Annotated in this window: 14 protein-coding genes; 7 read left to right on the top strand and 7 right to left on the bottom strand. The window is 63.9% G+C overall.

Annotation, left to right across the window (positions count from 1 at the left end; genetic code table 11):
- Positions 1 to 15 precede the first annotated feature (15 nt).
- Entirely contained in the window at positions 16 to 1,779 is a 1,764-nt protein-coding gene (locus ACSZPK_RS03450) for an ATP-binding protein (RefSeq protein WP_437879982.1), read from the bottom strand.
- Entirely contained in the window at positions 1,776 to 3,119 is a 1,344-nt protein-coding gene (gene algB / locus ACSZPK_RS03455; protein ID WP_437879983.1) for a sigma-54-dependent response regulator transcription factor AlgB, read from the bottom strand. Before algB ends, ACSZPK_RS03450 begins: the two co-directional genes overlap by 4 nt.
- Before the next feature lie 217 nt (positions 3,120 to 3,336).
- Between algB and ACSZPK_RS03460 the strand changes: the two genes are divergently transcribed.
- The 7 genes from ACSZPK_RS03460 to hmpA all read left to right on the top strand — a co-directional run bounded on the left by ACSZPK_RS03460 (position 3,337) and on the right by hmpA (position 8,402).
- The gene (locus tag ACSZPK_RS03460) at positions 3,337 to 4,155 is read left to right on the top strand and encodes a BON domain-containing protein (RefSeq protein ID WP_437879984.1); all 819 of its coding nucleotides are present in this window, start codon (positions 3,337 to 3,339) and stop codon (positions 4,153 to 4,155) included.
- Positions 4,156 to 4,215: 60 nt separating this feature from the next.
- Entirely contained in the window at positions 4,216 to 4,359 is a 144-nt protein-coding gene (locus tag ACSZPK_RS03465) for a hypothetical protein (RefSeq protein WP_437879985.1), read from the top strand.
- A 351-nt stretch (positions 4,360 to 4,710) separates the two neighbouring features.
- The gene (locus ACSZPK_RS03470; protein ID WP_437879986.1) at positions 4,711 to 4,947 is read left to right on the top strand and encodes a hypothetical protein; all 237 of its coding nucleotides are present in this window, start codon (positions 4,711 to 4,713) and stop codon (positions 4,945 to 4,947) included.
- Between the two features lie 16 nt (positions 4,948 to 4,963).
- Positions 4,964 to 5,116, top strand: a complete 153-nt coding sequence (locus tag ACSZPK_RS03475; protein ID WP_437879987.1) for a hypothetical protein — start codon at positions 4,964 to 4,966, stop codon at positions 5,114 to 5,116.
- Positions 5,117 to 5,153: 37 nt separating this feature from the next.
- A complete protein-coding gene (locus tag ACSZPK_RS03480) occupies positions 5,154 to 5,318 on the top strand; it encodes a DUF1328 domain-containing protein (RefSeq protein ID WP_437879988.1) in 165 nt (54 codons plus the stop codon).
- 533 nt (positions 5,319 to 5,851) lie between these two features.
- Complete coding sequence (locus ACSZPK_RS03485) at positions 5,852 to 7,078, top strand: nucleoside recognition domain-containing protein (protein WP_437879989.1); 1,227 nt, start codon at positions 5,852 to 5,854, stop codon at positions 7,076 to 7,078.
- 154 nt (positions 7,079 to 7,232) lie between these two features.
- On the top strand, positions 7,233 to 8,402 hold the full coding sequence (hmpA, locus tag ACSZPK_RS03490) for an NO-inducible flavohemoprotein (RefSeq protein WP_437879990.1): 1,170 nt from the start codon (positions 7,233 to 7,235) through the stop codon (positions 8,400 to 8,402).
- A 183-nt stretch (positions 8,403 to 8,585) separates the two neighbouring features.
- Here the strand turns inward: hmpA and ACSZPK_RS03495 are convergent, their stop codons facing one another.
- From ACSZPK_RS03495 to ACSZPK_RS03515, 5 genes are all read right to left on the bottom strand, one after another.
- Positions 8,586 to 9,167, bottom strand: a complete 582-nt coding sequence (locus ACSZPK_RS03495; RefSeq protein ID WP_437879991.1) for a hypothetical protein — start codon at positions 9,165 to 9,167, stop codon at positions 8,586 to 8,588.
- A gap of 62 nt (positions 9,168 to 9,229) precedes the next feature.
- Positions 9,230 to 10,234, bottom strand: coding sequence for a DUF5924 family protein (locus tag ACSZPK_RS03500; protein ID WP_437879992.1), 1,005 nt, complete (start codon positions 10,232 to 10,234; stop codon positions 9,230 to 9,232).
- A 117-nt stretch (positions 10,235 to 10,351) separates the two neighbouring features.
- Positions 10,352 to 12,577 carry a putative bifunctional diguanylate cyclase/phosphodiesterase gene (locus ACSZPK_RS03505; RefSeq protein ID WP_437879993.1) on the bottom strand — a complete coding sequence of 742 codons (2,226 nt, stop codon included), beginning with the start codon at positions 12,575 to 12,577 and terminating at the stop codon, positions 10,352 to 10,354.
- 399 nt (positions 12,578 to 12,976) lie between these two features.
- Positions 12,977 to 13,276, bottom strand: a complete 300-nt coding sequence (locus ACSZPK_RS03510; RefSeq protein WP_437879994.1) for a hypothetical protein — start codon at positions 13,274 to 13,276, stop codon at positions 12,977 to 12,979.
- Positions 13,277 to 13,340: 64 nt separating this feature from the next.
- Positions 13,341 to 15,044 (bottom strand): Na/Pi cotransporter family protein, encoded by a 1,704-nt coding sequence (locus ACSZPK_RS03515; protein WP_437879995.1) that lies wholly within the window; start codon positions 15,042 to 15,044, stop codon positions 13,341 to 13,343.
- Positions 15,045 to 15,073: the final 29 nt, after the last annotated feature.

Genomic DNA, 15,073 nt, shown 5'->3' on the forward strand with positions numbered 1-15,073 from the left:
GACCCCACCCGGTTTTCAATACGGCAGCGACAGATAGAACTGCGTGCCCTGGCCCGGACGTGAGTTCACGCCGATGCGGCCGCCATGCAACTGCACGATCTCCTTGCACAGCGCCAGGCCGAGCCCGGCGCCGCCCTTCTTGCGCCCGACCTGGACGAAGGGCTCGAAGATCCGTGCCTGCTGGCCGTAGGCGATGCCCTCGCCATCGTCCTCGATGCTGACGATGACCCGCTCGTCCTGGCGCCTGGCCAGCAGGCGGATCTGGCCGCCGGGATGGCAATGGCGCAGCGCGTTGTCGATCAGGTTGTCGAGCACCAGATCGATCTGCTGACGGTCGAGATTGAGGCGTGGCAGGGGCGCCTGGATGTCCAGTTCCAGTGCCACTTCGTGGCGGCTGGCAGGCTCTGCGAAACGCTCGCGGGCACGTTGCAGGATGTCCTCGATGGCGCAGGGCAGTTGCTCGAGTTTCTGCTGGCCGCTCTGGTAGCGCGAGAAGTTCAGCAGGTCGTTGATCAGGCGCACCAGGCGCCGCATTTCTTCGTCGACAGTACGCAGCAGGTCGCCCTCACGGGATTCTACCGGGAAGCGCAGGCGCTCCTGGAGCAGGGCGAAGGCCATGTGCATGCCGGTGACGGGGGTGCGCAACTCGTGGGACGCACGCAGGACGAACTCGTTGCGCACACGCTCGAAGGCGCGTTGTTCGGTGACATCGTGCAGCACCATGACTGCGCCCAGGATGCGGCCCTGGTCGTGGCTGACCGGCGTCAGGCTGTAGCTGAGCAGGCGTGACTCGACCTGCAGGTCCTCGGGCGTCTTGTGCAGGTTGCTGCCGCTCAGGACGTGCTGCAGTTGTTCGTCCAGTTCCGGCCGCTGCATGGCGCGACCCAGGCTTTCCACCGAATGGCCTTCCTGCCAGCCCAACTGGCGCTGCGCCACCGGGTTGAAGTGCAGCAGCATGCCGCGCCGGTCGAACACCAGCAGGCCGTCATCGATGCTGTCCAGCACCGCCTGCAGGCGCTTTTGCTCGGCCAGCACGGCATCGACGTTGCTGTCCTGGAACTGGCGCATGGCTTCGGCCATCAGGCCGAAGCGGCGACTCAGGGCGGCCAGTTCGGCGACGGGCGAGATCGGCAGGGTGACCTTGAAATCGCCCTTGCCGATCTTGTCCGCCGCCAGGGCCAGGGCCTCGATGGGCCGGCCGATGCGCTGGGCGATGCTGTTGGCGGTGAGGTAGCCGATGATCAACACCGCCAGGCCGATCACGCCGAGCAGCCAGGCGACCAGCCAGGCGCGGTCGCGGAGGTTGTCCTGGTTCTCCTGGACCGCGTTGACGTAGCGCAATTGCACGGTATTGATCCGCTCGCGCACGGTTTCCAGGGCATGGCCGAAGGCGTCGTTCCTCAGCAGTTCGCTGCGCAGCGCCTGGGCGTCGTTCATCATGCCGTCGTAGCGTGTGTAGGCCTCGCCGATGTCTTTCAGCGCCTTGCGGTCGGCATCATTGCCGGCTTCCTGGTCGGCACGCCGTAGCCAGGCGCGGAATTCCCGGTCGGCCTGGCCCATGGCAGCGGCGTCGTAATCCTTGGCCAGCAGCAGGATCACCTGTTTGCCCAATTCCTGTCGCATGCCCAGGCTGGCGTCGATGATCGTCAGGTTGCGGGTCATCGCCTGGTTTTGCGAGCCCGTCAATTGCAGCACGCTGAACATGCTCAACAGCAGCCCGGCCAGGGCCACGGTGATCAGCGCGCTGCTGCTGATGAACAGGCGGGTGCGCAGCTTCATAGGCCGAATTGCTTGCGCTTGCGGTACAGGGTCGAGGCGTCGATGCCGAGGATGCGCGCGGCCTGGTCGAGGGTTTCGCTGCTGGCCAGCACGGCGGCGATGTGGGCCCTCTCCAGTTGCTCCAAGCTCAGCTCGGCGCCGACCCGCGGGGCACTCGCGGCTTGTGTCGCTGTGCTGCTGTTGAGCCCCAGGTGGCTGATCTGTACGCGCTCCTCGGCGCAGATGATGCTGGCCCGCTCGATCACGTTGCGCAGTTCGCGGATGTTGCCGGGCCAGCTGTAATCGATCAGCGCGGTGCGCGCCTCGTCGCTGAAGGCGCGTGCCGGACGCCCGTAATCCTTGACGAAGCGAGCGAGGAAACGCTCGGCCAGGGTCAGGATGTCTTCGCCGCGCTCGCGCAGCGGCGGCAGGGTCAGGGTGATGACGTTGAGGCGGTACAGCAGGTCTTCGCGGAAGTGCCCCGCGCGGACCATTTCTTCGAGGTTGAGGTTGGTCGCGGCGAGGATGCGTACGTCGGCTTGGCGGGTGACCGGGTCGCCGACCCGCTCGTATTCCTTGTCCTGGATGAAACGCAGGAGTTTCGGCTGCAACGTGAGGGGAAAGTCGCCGATCTCGTCGAGAAACAGCGTGCCGCCATCGGCCTGGTTGACCCGCCCCAGGGTGCTTTCGCTGGCGCCGGTGAAAGCGCCGCGGCTGTGGCCGAACAGCTCGCTTTCCATCAGGTCGGCGGTCAGCGACGGGCAGTTGATGGTGACGCAGGCCTTGCGCGCACGCTGGCTCCAGCCGTGGATGGCGCGCGCCAGCTCGCCCTTGCCGGTGCCGGACTCGCCGAGGATGAGGATGTTGGCATCGGTGACCGCCACCTGCCGCGCGGTTTCCAGCACCGCCATCATCGCCGGGCTGTGCGAGTCGAGGCCTTCCTTGGGCTTGCGCACCTCGCCTTCCAGCGCTTCCAGGCGTGCGGCCAGGTGGCGGACTTCCAACTGCTTGGCGGCTGCCAGGCGCAGTTGGTCCGGGCTGCACGGCTTGACCAGGTAGTCGGCGGCGCCGTTCTGGATCGCATCCACCGCGGTATCCACCGCCGAGTGCGCGGTGACGATCACCACCCGCATCCAGGGTGCCTGCACGCGCATCTGCGCCAGCACGTCAAGGCCGTTGTCCTCGCCCAGGCGCAGGTCCAGGAAGCACAGATCGAAGACCTGGCGCAGCAGCAGGGTTTCGGCCTGCGCCGCGCTGGTCGCGGTGCTGACCTGATAGCCCTCGTCCTCCAGGCAATAACGAAACGTACGCAGGATCGCGGCTTCGTCGTCGACCAGGAGAATGCGTCCAGTGGCTTCCATCGGGGTGCTCCAGGATGTTCATGCAGGTTAGTCCGGGGAATTTCGTGCAAGTTGCACGATCAGTCTAGGGTGATCTTGCAGTCTGCATGCCATTAGCCGCTTTATTTCAAATCAACTATCTGATTTTAAAAGAAATTTAATCTGGCATGCAGCTTGCGAAAGTCCCCCTGGCGACGTTTGGACCTGCGCGTCGCGTAAAGTGCACGGAGAAATTTTCATGTCCCCGATCAAGGCCCTGTCCTTCGCTCTCGTCGCTGCCGGCCTGAGCAACCTGGTTCCCGCCCTGGCTGCGGATTCCGTCCTCGATGACGCGCGCCGTGAGGGCGCGATCGATACGGCGTTCACCCTCAACCGGCACCTGAGTCCCTATGCCCTGAGCGCAACGGTCGAGCAAGGGCACGCACGCCTGGAGGGCCGCGTGGAAAACCCGGTGGAGAAGGACTTGGCCGGGCAGATCGCTTCGGGCGTGGAAGGGGTGAGCCGTGTGGATAACCGCCTGCAAGTCGACCCGTCGGTGCAACCGCCCCACAGCGAGAAGCCAGCGCTGGCCCAGCGTTTCGATGACGCCACCCTGAGCGCCACGGTAAAATCGCAGTTGGCCTGGAATACCGGCACCCAGCGGCTCGAGGCCGAGGTCAAGAGCCGCGATGGCGTGGTCACGCTCAATGGCGATGCCCATGACCCGGTGACCAAGGAGTTGGCCGGCAAGGTCGCCGAGAACACCGATGGCGTGCGCCGGGTGAACAACTACCTGAGTGTCAGCGTTGCCGATAGCACCCGTGTACAGGTGCAAAACGCCAGTCGTGACGAGGAGGCCGAGATCAGCGATGGCTGGATCACCAGCAAGGTACGGTCCAGCTTCATCTACAGCCGCAACCTGGATGCCCAGGGCATCGTCGTCGAGACCCGTGACGGCCTGGTTCGCCTCAGCGGCAGCGTGCTCAGCGAGGCCGAGCGCCAACTGGCCATCGAAATCGCCAGCAACATCCGCGGCGTGCGCGCTGTCGAGGCCAACGCCCTGCGTGCCATCAGTTGATTCAGGCCGCGGGCCCCGCCAGGCCCGCACTTGCCGGCGATCCACCGAAGGCGATGCGCCATGAGCGGCAAGAGCGCCCAACTCGATGAGCTGATCGAAATCACCCGTGATACAGACTGTGTGAAAACTACTGCGCTCGGCCATGCGGCGTTAAAAAACAGCTGGAATGCCAGCCCAGTCAAAATGCTCATTTACAGCTCGTAAACTGCGCTTTTTCGCCGTTTTGCGGGGGCGCCTAGCCCTTGCCTGACCTTCGCTCGCTACGTTTTCACACAGTCTGGATAGCCCGCGTTTTTATGCGTGACCTCAAGCACTCGATGCGTTGAGCGAGCGCCGGGCGCAGGGAGGTTCCTGGTCGTGCAAAACGCACGACGGAAAAACAGGGATCGTGCAAGTTGCAACTGGTTTGTTCGAAAATGTTTTTTAAGTTTTTGATTTAAAAGGAATTTATTTTGATTGTGGTCTGGCATGCGAGCTGCAATCCCAAGGTATCGACAACATTCTCGGGTGACGCTGGAGACAACCAGCGATACCACGAAAAGAGAGGAACTAGGGATGAACAGCCGCCAACTGAGTTTCGTTTTGCTGGGCAATAGCGTGCTCGCCACAGCGGCGCTGGCCTTGGCCCTGGCAGGTCAACTGCGTGAAGAACGCCTGCCAATCGTGCAGATGGCGCCCTCGACTCCGCAGGTGATGCACCTGAGCCAGACCGACAGCCTGCCGGCCAGCGAACGTAGCGGCGATATTCAGGCCTGGAACGAACAACCGCGCCAGGAGCGCTGGGTTTTCTGAGCAGAGGAGAGAAACCATGTGGATTGTCGCCCTGGGTGTTGCCGTACTGATCCTCGTCCTCTCCGGCATGTTCGCCAGCGCCGTGCTGGTCGGCCTGGCCCTCCAGGAAAGCCACGATTTCAGTGACATGGAGCCGCTGCGCGCGACGCCTGCCAGGACTTTCAAGTGATACACCGCAAAACCCCAATAAATCGAGGAGAAACGCCATGTTGAGTTGGGCCATTACATTCCTGATCATCGCCATCATCGCCGCGGTACTGGGCTTCGGTGGTATCGCAGGTACTGCCACCGGCATTGCCAAAATCCTGTTCGTTGTATTTCTGGTGATGTTCATCGTCTCCTTCATCATGGGCCGTCGCCCGAGACCGTGACGATGGGCACGCTGCTGGCTGCCGCTCGGCAGGGCGGCCGCACGCAGCGGCGTGATACCGATAGCGGATGTTGCAAGGGCGAACTGTCCGCCGCGAAACCGGTCTATCGGGTTCTGGAAAAAACGTTCAGGGATCGAAGCGCCGAGTCGTCTTGTCTTCAAGCGGCGGGTCGAACGGGCAGGTACGAACGATCCTGCATGAACAGTTTCAGGTCGGTGCGCGCATCGACCGATGAACCAACCCGTTGGCTACATGGACGATCTCCATGACCACGACGGGTTTGCGACCAGGGGGCCGGGATGCACTGCGCAGACGCAGGCGGTGCGACCTAGGGGTACAGGGAGTGCCTCCAGCAATGGGCCGGGTCGGGAAGGACCACCGCAGGGGCGAACAATCGATGCCCCTGCGGTGAGCCCATCAATCAGTTCAAAGCACCTGAGCAGGCCTCCACGGCTTCGTTTCTGTCGCTCCATCTTCCCTTGCGTACTTGAGCTTGCAGCTTAAAATCCCCGCTTCTTGATGGAGGACGCTCGATGCTCAACGGCCTGTGGCTGGGATTTTTCGCGATAGCGGCAGTGGCGGCCCTGGTGCGCTGGATCGGCGGCGACCCGGCGGTGTGGGCGGCGATGGTGGAAAGCCTGTTCGCCATGGCCAAGCTGTCGGTCGAGGTCATGGTCTTGCTGTTCGGCACCCTGACCCTGTGGCTGGGTTTCCTGCGTATCGCCGAGAAAGCCGGGCTGGTCGACCTGCTCGGTCGTGCCCTCGGGCCGCTGTTCGCCAGGCTGATGCCGGAGGTGCCGCGCGGCCATCCGGCGCTGGGTTTCATCACCCTCAACTTCGCGGCCAACGGCCTGGGCCTGGACAATGCCGCCACGCCCATCGGCCTCAAGGCGATGAAGGCGCTGCAGGCACTCAACCCGAGCGCTACCACGGCGAGCAACGCGCAGATTCTGTTCCTGGTGCTCAACGCCTCGTCGTTGACCCTGCTGCCGGTTTCGATCTTCATGTACCGCGCCCAGCAGGGTGCCGCCGACCCCACGCTGATCTTTCTGCCGATCCTGCTGGCCACCAGCGCCTCGACCATCGCCGGCCTGTTCAGCGTCGCCCTGATGCAGCGCCTGCGCTTGTGGGACCCGGTGGTGCTGGCCTACCTGGTTCCCGGCGCATTGGCCCTCGGCGCCTTCATGGCGCTGCTGGCGACCTTGAGCGCCACGGCGCTGTCGGCCTTGTCATCGCTGCTCGGCAATCTGGTGCTGTTCGGCCTGATCCTGCTGTTCCTGCTGGTTGGCTGGCTGCGCAAAGTGCCGGTCTACGAGATGTTCGTCGAGGGCGCCCGCGAGGGCTTCGACGTGGCCAAGAGCCTGCTGCCGTATCTGGTGGCGATGCTCTGCGCGGTCGGTGTGCTACGTGCCTCGGGGGCGCTGGAGTTCGGCCTGGACGGCATCCGTCATCTGGTCGAATGGGCCGGTTGGGACACGCGCTTCGTCGAGGCGCTGCCAACCGCATTGGTCAAACCGTTTTCCGGCAGTGCCGCCCGCGCCATGCTGATCGAGACCATGCAGACGCATGGCGTGGACAGTTTCCCGGCGCTGGTGGCGGCGACCATCCAGGGCAGTACGGAGACGACCTTCTACGTGCTGGCCGTGTACTTCGGCGCGGTGGGCATCCAGCGGGCTCGGCATGCGGTGGGCTGCGCCTTGTTCGCCGACCTGGCTGGGGTGATCGCTGCCATCGCGGTGTGCTACTGGTTCTTCGGCTGAGTCATAAAGACATCATGCAGTCTGAATGACACGGCTATCTGGCGTGTCATTTAGACACTTTAATAAATAAGATATTGATAAATAAGTAATATTTTAATGGCATGAATCCTGACTCGTTACACGCAAACCTTCCGCGTGCAACCAGGAGTTCGCCATGCTCACCGCCCAACAGACCGCCCTGATCAAAGCCACCGTGCCCCTCCTCGAGAGCGGTGGCGAGGCGCTGACCACTCATTTCTACCGGATGATGCTGGCCGAATACCCGCAAGTACGGCCGCTGTTCAACCAGGCCCACCAGGCCAGCGGCGACCAGCCTCGCGCCCTGGCCAACGGCGTGCTGATGTATGCCAAGCACATCGACCAGCTCGGCAACCTCGGCCCGCTGGTTTCGCGCATCGTCAACAAACACGTGGCGTTGCAGATCCTGCCGGAGCATTACCCCATCGTCGGTGGCTGCCTGCTGCGGGCGATCCGCGAGGTGCTCGGCGCGGAAATCGCCACCGATGAAATCATCGATGCCTGGGGCGCGGCCTACGGCCAGCTCGCCAGCCTGCTGATCGGCGCCGAGGAAGAGGTTTACGCCGCCAATGAGCGCGCTCCCGGTGGCTGGCGCGGTGGCCGGCCGTTCCGGGTGGTGCGCAAGGAGGTGGAGAGCGAGGAGATCACCTCCTTCTACTTCCAGCCGGTCGATGGCGGCGAGATCGTCGATTACGCACCAGGCCAGTACATCGGTATGCGCCTGGACCTCGACGGCGAGGAAGTGCGCCGCAACTATTCGCTGTCGACCCAGGCCAACGGTCGCGAATACCGCATCAGCGTCAAGCGCGAGCCGAACGGTCGGGTATCCAACCACCTGCATGAGCATGTCCAGGTCGGCGACCAGATCGAGCTGTTCGCCCCGGCGGGCGATTTCACCCTGCGTGTCTCCAAGCGCCCGCTGGTGCTGATCAGTGCGGGTGTCGGTATCACTCCGCTGTTGGCCATGCTGGAAAGCGCGGTGGACAGCGGGCGGCCGATCCACTTCATTCACTGCGCCCGCAATGCCAGCGTGCGTGCCTTCGCCAAGCGGGTGGAGGAGCTGGTGGCGACTTATCCACAGGTGCGCAGCCTGGTCTGCTACAGCGACGGCGAGGGGGGCGATGCCAGCGGCCTGCTGAGTCGCGACCTGCTGGCCAAGTGGTTACCGGCGGACCGCGATGTCGATGCCTACTTCCTCGGCCCGAAACCCTTCATGGCCGCGATCAAGCGCAACCTGCGCGAACTGGGCGTGCCGGAAAGCCAGAGCCATCACGAGTTCTTCGGCCCGGCCGCGGCGTTGGAGTGACTAGAAAGAGGCAAGAGCGGACGTTCGTGCGGTGACCATTATTACGCGGTGTGTTTAGCCGTCATTCCCGCGAAGGCGGGAACCCAGAAGCGCTTTTTTATTTGGACTCCCGCCTTCGCGGGAGTGACGGCAAATCATTCCGAGCGTCTGCTCCTGCCTCTATCCTGCCGCTCACGTCGAAACCTACTCTTCCTCCTGCTCACCGAACCACCCCGTGAGCGGGTTGGGCGGGTCGTAGGCTTCGACTGCGGTAATCTGTGGCTCGATGAAGTCTTCGAAGTCATCGGCATCTTCGAAGTACAGGCCGGAGATGACCAGGAACACCGATTTGCGACCCAGCGTGGCGTGGAACAGGTTGCCGACCGGCTTGTCGTCGCTGAGCAGCAGTTCCAGGCTGGCGCCTTCACCGTATTCGCCCTGTAATTCGAGCGCACGGCGGGTGAATTCGTGGTCGCTCATCTTCAGGCCGATCAGCGCGCCCGAGGCCTGTGCCTTGGTGTTGAACAGCGCCTCGCCGGTATTACGAAACGCCGCCACCCGGCTATTGAGGAAGAAGTTCTTGCCGTTCGCGGTGTAGTCGAATTCGATGGAGCGGGAGAAATAGTTGGTGAGCCGGCTGAAGCGGCCCTGGCTCTTGATCGAATACTGGCGCTCGATATCGGCGCTGGTCACCATCAGTGCCTTTTCCTTGGCCGTCGGCTTGTCGCTCAGCGAGCAGCCATTGAGCAGGAGCAGGCTGAGCAGCAGAAACAATGACGTGCGCATGGGGCGTCCTTGTCGGTCGAGGGTGGCCAGCTTGCCGCATGTGGCGCAGGCTGGCCAGCGGCCTACGGGGTGACCTCGAAACGCAGCACGCCGATCTGCTGGCCACCTTCGGTCAATACCTGCACCTGCCAGTCGCCGCTGGAGTCGATCGGGAACACTTGCTTGTGGCTCCAGGCGCGGTAGCCGGCTTCGCGGCCGCCGTGGATATCCAGGGCGATGCGGTCCATTTCCACGCCGTTGCGCTGCCAGACATGGAAGATCCGCTCGTTGAGCCCGCGTGGCGCATTGATTGCCGTGTAGGCGTAAAGACCCTGGCTGCGCAGCTGGGCTAAGGTGATCTGCTCGATGCTCTCGCCAGGCGCGCGGTTCTGGTTATCGAACTGCTCGGTCACCGCCACTTCGGTCAGCCACAGGGTCGCTGGCGGAATCCAGCGTTGCGCCAGCCAGCCGGTCAGGCCGATCAACAGCACCAGGCCGCAGAGCATCAGCCAATGCCACCATTGGCGCAGATTCAGGGTGCTGGCCAGGCTGGGGAACGACAGCAGCAGGGCGATGCCCAGGGCCAGGCGATAGCTGTCGTAGGTGGTCAGGTGGACGATCAGCGGCAGGGCGGCGAGCAGTACGGCGAACAGGGTCAGGGTGTGATAGGCCAGGTACAGCCAGCGCCGCGCGGCCAGCCATTTGTAGTAGAGCGGGTCGATGATCGCCACCAGCGCGCCGCCGCCGAGCAGCCCGGTGAACAGCGCCTGGCCGCTGTTCCAGGCGGTGGTGACGAAGAAGAACGGCACCACGAAGAACAGGCTTTCCTGGTGGATCAACTGGGTCAGGTAGCGCAGCACCACTGGCGGCACTTCCATGCCCAGCCAGCGTGCGGCACTGCGTGTCAGCAGCCCTTCGAGCAGCAGCCAGGTCCAGCTCAGCAGCATGAGAATGGCCATGGCGCTGCCGACCCGCGCCTGGCGGTCGACCAGCAGGAAGCTGGCCACGCCGGAACAGAAGCCGAACAGGGCAATCAGGCCGGGGTAACGTTTGAGCAGATCGATCAGGCGCAATAACAGGCTGGGCATGATTCGGCAGTAAGGCTTCGCGGGGGGCGCATCATCGCATGGGACTGCCCGGGGCGGGAGGGGTTCATCAGCGGGAAGCTGAACGCCAGAAGCCGGAGTATCAATGTCGCGCTTGCTTCACGCGCCCAATCGGCACCACAACCCCTCGTAGCATTCTTCCCCATCGAACAACCGTTGCAGCTCATCGGCTGGACGCGGCTTGCTGAACCAATAGCCCTGCGCCAGGCGGCACCCCTCTAGGCGCAGGAAGTCCAGGTGTTCGTTGCGCTCGACACCCTCGGCCACCACTTCCAGGCCGAGGCTGCGGCCCAGGCCGATGATCGCCCGGCTGATCACGCTCAGGTCGCTGTCCCGAGGCGTGCTGCCGATGAAACTCTTGTCGACCTTGAGGATGTGCAACGGGAAGCGCTTGAGATAGCCCAGCGATGAATAGCCGGTCCCGAAGTCGTCCAGGGCCAGGCGCACGCCGAGGCTGGCCAGTTCGCGCAGGCCGATCAGGGTGCTGGCGCTGTCTTCCATCAACTGCGTCTCGGTGATTTCCAGCACCAGGTTGGCGGCCGGCAGGCCGCTGCGTTCGAGGATGGCGGTCAGGCGCGCGACGAAGTCTTCCTGCTGCAATTGGCGCCCGGACAGGTTGACCGAGCACCGCAGGTCCTGTTGACCGGCCATTTGCCAGGCGCGTGTCTGCCGGCAAGCCTGTTCCAGTACCCAGTCGCCGACCCGCACGATCTGCCCGGACTCTTCCAGCGAAGGGATGAATTCGCCGGGCGCGATCAATTGGCCGTCATGCTGCCAGCGCAGGAGTGCCTCGACGCCGATGAGCCGGGGCGTGTGCTCGTCCAGTTGGCAGATTGGCTGGTAGTGGACGACGAACTCGCCCAGCTCCAGCGCCATGCCCAGCGCGCTTTCCAACTCCAGTTGGTGGCGGGCGCTGGCCTGTAGCTCGTCGCTGTAGAGGGCGAATTGCGCCTTGCCGGCCTGCTTGGCGCGGTACAAGGCGAGATCGGCGGCCTGCAGCGCGTCCTGGGACGGTTCGCTGGCCTGTAGCGGGGCGATACCGATGCTGGCGCTGACTACCAGTGTCTGGTCTTCCACATGCAATGGCGGGTGCAGGCTGTCGAGCATGCGCTGGGCGACCTGCTCGGCATCGGCGCTGTCGGCGAGGTCGACCAGCAGCACGACGAATTCGTCGCCGCCGAAGCGGAACAGGTGATCGCCCGGGCGCAGGCAATGGCTGAGGCGCCGGCTGACCTCCACCAGCACCTCATCGCCATACTGATGGCCAAGGCTGTCGTTGATCAGTTTGAAGCGATCGAGGTCGATGAACAGCACCGAGGCCTGGCGCGCGGATACCTTGCGCAGGCGTTGCTGGGTCTGTTGCAGCACCTCTTCCAGGCGCAGGCGATTGGCCAGTCCGGTCAGTGGGTCGTGACGCGCGGCGTGCTGCAACTGCTGTTCGACTTCCTTGCCGGAGCTGATGTCGGTCTGCGAGCCGGCGATCCGTCGTTGGCCATCGCCATCTGCCTCGGCCACGCCACGGGCGAGCACCCACAGGTAGTCGCCGTTGCCACGGCGGATCCGGTATTCGTGGTGGAGGAACGGGCTATCGCCGCGCAGATGGGCATCGATGGCCTGGCGCAGGCCGGGGCGGTCCTCGGGATGCACCCGGTTGAACCAGCCCGCGCTGCTTTCGCCTAGGGCATCGCGGCTGATGCCGAGCATGTCCGTCCAGCGTGTCGATACATACAGGCGATCATGGCCGAGGTGCCAGTCCCAGATGCCGTCGTTGGCGCCACGCAGGGCGCGGGCGAAGCGTGCCTCGCTGTCTTCCAGGGCCTTGCGTTGGGAGGCGGCGTAAGTGTCGAGGGCCAGGGTCATGTCGAAGAACACCATTTTCAACAGGCTGGCGTAGCAGGCCGCCTGCGGATGGTCCGCGAACAGTTCGGCGAGCATCTCGTCGAGGTATTGGCGATAGGCGCCCAGGTACCATTTCAGCTCGACACCCAATTGCTGGTGGATCAGGCCGATGCGCAGGCGGCTGCGCACGTAGTCGTCATCGTAGGGGCCATGCCACAGGCGCCGGTAATAGTCGACCTGGCTGCTCTTGAGGCGAGCGAGCACGGTTTCGTCCTGGAACAGGCGCGCCGGGCCGGGAAAGTTGCGCAGATGCCGGTAGAGGTTGTCGACGAACGTCTGCTGGGCGTGTTCCATGTCGGCCGCGGTGTGCTTGAGGCGTTGTTCATCGCTGCGTTGCCAGTCGAGCAGGCGCAGGCGCTCGGCGACCTCGACGTGATCCAGGCCTATGCGGCGCATCAGTTCCTGCAGTGCTTCGACTGATCCCATGGTTTCTCCCTGCCTGCTTCGCGGCTACTTAGGGGCTTTTGGTGTTTCAGTTTGAGCGGCTGTTTCGAGCAAGAGCCGCTCCGTCATTCCCGCGCAGGCGGGAATCCAAATGCGTTGAGTCTTCTGGATTCCCGCCTGCGCGGGAATGACGACTACACACCGCGCAACAGTGGTCATTGTGCGAATGTCCACTCCTGCCTCAAAACTGCCGCCCTCGAAATGCTGAAGAAAACCTCAACAAGCCGTAAAAGCGCGGGCACAAAAAAAGCGCCACGGCGGCGCACTCGGATGGAGTGCGCCGCCGTGGCGCTTCGTCTTGCAGGCCCTTGAGTCCTGCCCGGCAAAGCCGTTCCCGCCCAAGAACGGATTCCGGGGCGGAACTGAAGGCGGTTTTCTACCTTATTCGACCGAGCGTGGCAATTCTTCCAGCAACTGCTCCAGGCGCCGCCGTAGCTCCCCCAGTTCCCGTGAACGAAAGGCGTGGCGGGTGCGTTCGAGGGTTTCCAGGGTGTCGACCAACGCGCTTTGCAAGCGACCGTGAATGCCCAGTGGAGCGTCCTTCAGCCAGCGGCATAGCGGTGCCTGGCTGCAATCAGCCGGGCGGCACAGCACCTCGCCGATGGGCAGCAGGCCGCGCAGGGTCAGGGCCAATTGCGGGTCGTTGCAAAGCACCCGTGGAGCAGTGGTGGAAGCACGCATCGGGAGCCCCGGGAGCGAAAAACAGGATGATGGCTATTTGGTGGCCATCATCCCTTGATCCAAATCAACCCGAGTGCCGTTGCTGCTCTTCTGGCTGACCGACGGGCATTGCCTGGATTTGCGCCTCGACCTCTGCCTCACTGGCGGCCAGGGCGCCGGTGTCCTCGTTTTCCAGCACCGCATAGGCGCTGCTGCAGAACAGCGAGTTGAGGCGCTTCATGTCGGCGATCAGCTCAAGGTGCAGGGAGCTGGTCTCGATGCTCTGGGTCACCTGTTGGGTCAGGCGCTCGACATGGGCGTGGGCCAGGTCGCGTTCACGGCGGCGGAACTCGCGTTTTTCGCGGATCAGGCGCTTGGCACTGGAGCGGTCGCCGCTGAGGAACACGTTGAGGCCCAGGCGCAGGTTGGCCTGCAGTTGGCCATGCAGCTCGCTGAGTTCGTTCAGGCCATTGTCGGAAAACGCGTGCTGGCGTGGGCGCTTGCGGTTGTGCAGTTTGCCGACCATCTGTTCGATCAGGTCGCCGGCATGTTCCAGGTTGACCGCCAGTTCGATGATTTCCGCCCAGCGCCGGTTGTCCTGGGCGCCGAGGTCGTCGCGCGGCATGCGCGCCAGGTACAGCTTGACCGCGTTGTGCAGGGCATCGACATCGTCATCGAGCTTGTGTATCTGCTGCACGGCTTCCACTGAGCCGGTGCGCAGCACGTCGAGCTGGTGCGTCAGCATCTGTTCGATCAGGTCGCCGATGCGCAGGGTTTCGCGCACGGCGTTGGCCAGCGCCAGGCTGGGGGTATCCAGGGCGGTCTTGTCCAGGTGACGCGGCGTGGCCACGCCATCGTCGCGCTGGCGTTCCGGCAACAGGAAGGTGCACAGGCGCGACATGATGCCCAGCGTCGGCAGCATCAGCAGGCAGCGCAGGATGTTGTAGCCGACATGGAAGCTGATCACCAGGTTCGCCGGGTTCATCTTCACGCTATCCATCCAGTGCACCAGCGGCGTGATGACCGGCGCGATCAGCAGCAGGCCGATCAGCTTGTACAGCAGGCTGCCCAGGGCCACACGGCGGCCGGCGGCGGACTGCATGCTGCTGTTGATCAGGGCCAGGATGCCGCTGCCGATATTGGCGCCGATGACCAGGCCGATGGCCACCGACAGGCTGATCACGTCGGCGCCGGCCAGGGTCGCGGTGAGCAGCACGGCGGCCAGGCTGGAATAGGTGATCATGGCGAACAGCGCGCCGAGCAGGGCGTCGAGCATCAGGTCGCCGGTGAGCGAGCCGAACAAGACGTCGATGCCCTTGGACTGCATGATCGGATGCGTCGCCTCGACGATCAGTTGCAGCGCCAGGATGATCAACCCGAGGCCGATGGCGACCCGGCCGACCTGGCCGACGCGGCTCTGCTTGCGCGAGAGGAACAGCAGCACGCCGAGAAAGATCAGCAGCGGCGACAGCCAGGACAGATCGAGGGTCAGCACCCGTGCCATCAAAGCGGTGCCGACATCGGCCCCCAGCATGATCGCCAGGGCCGGCGGCAAGGCCATCAGCCCCTGGGCGACGAACGAGGTGGCGAGCAGGGCGGTGGCGTTGCTGCTTTGCACCAGCGCGGTGACGCCGATGCCGGCGCCGAAGGCCATGAAGCGGTTTTGCATGTTGTGGCTGAGCACGTGGCGCAGCTGCGAGCCATACACGCGCAGGATGCCGGTGCGTACGACGTGGGTGCCCCACACCAGCAGGGCGATGGCGGAAAGCAGGTTGAGCAGTGTCAGCATTTCTTATTGGCCTCCTGGCAAGGTTACGT

Origin of the sequence: Pseudomonas sp. LRF_L74 (assembly GCF_965644255.1) — a bacterium.
Taxonomy (GTDB): Bacteria; Pseudomonadota; Gammaproteobacteria; order Pseudomonadales; family Pseudomonadaceae; genus Aquipseudomonas.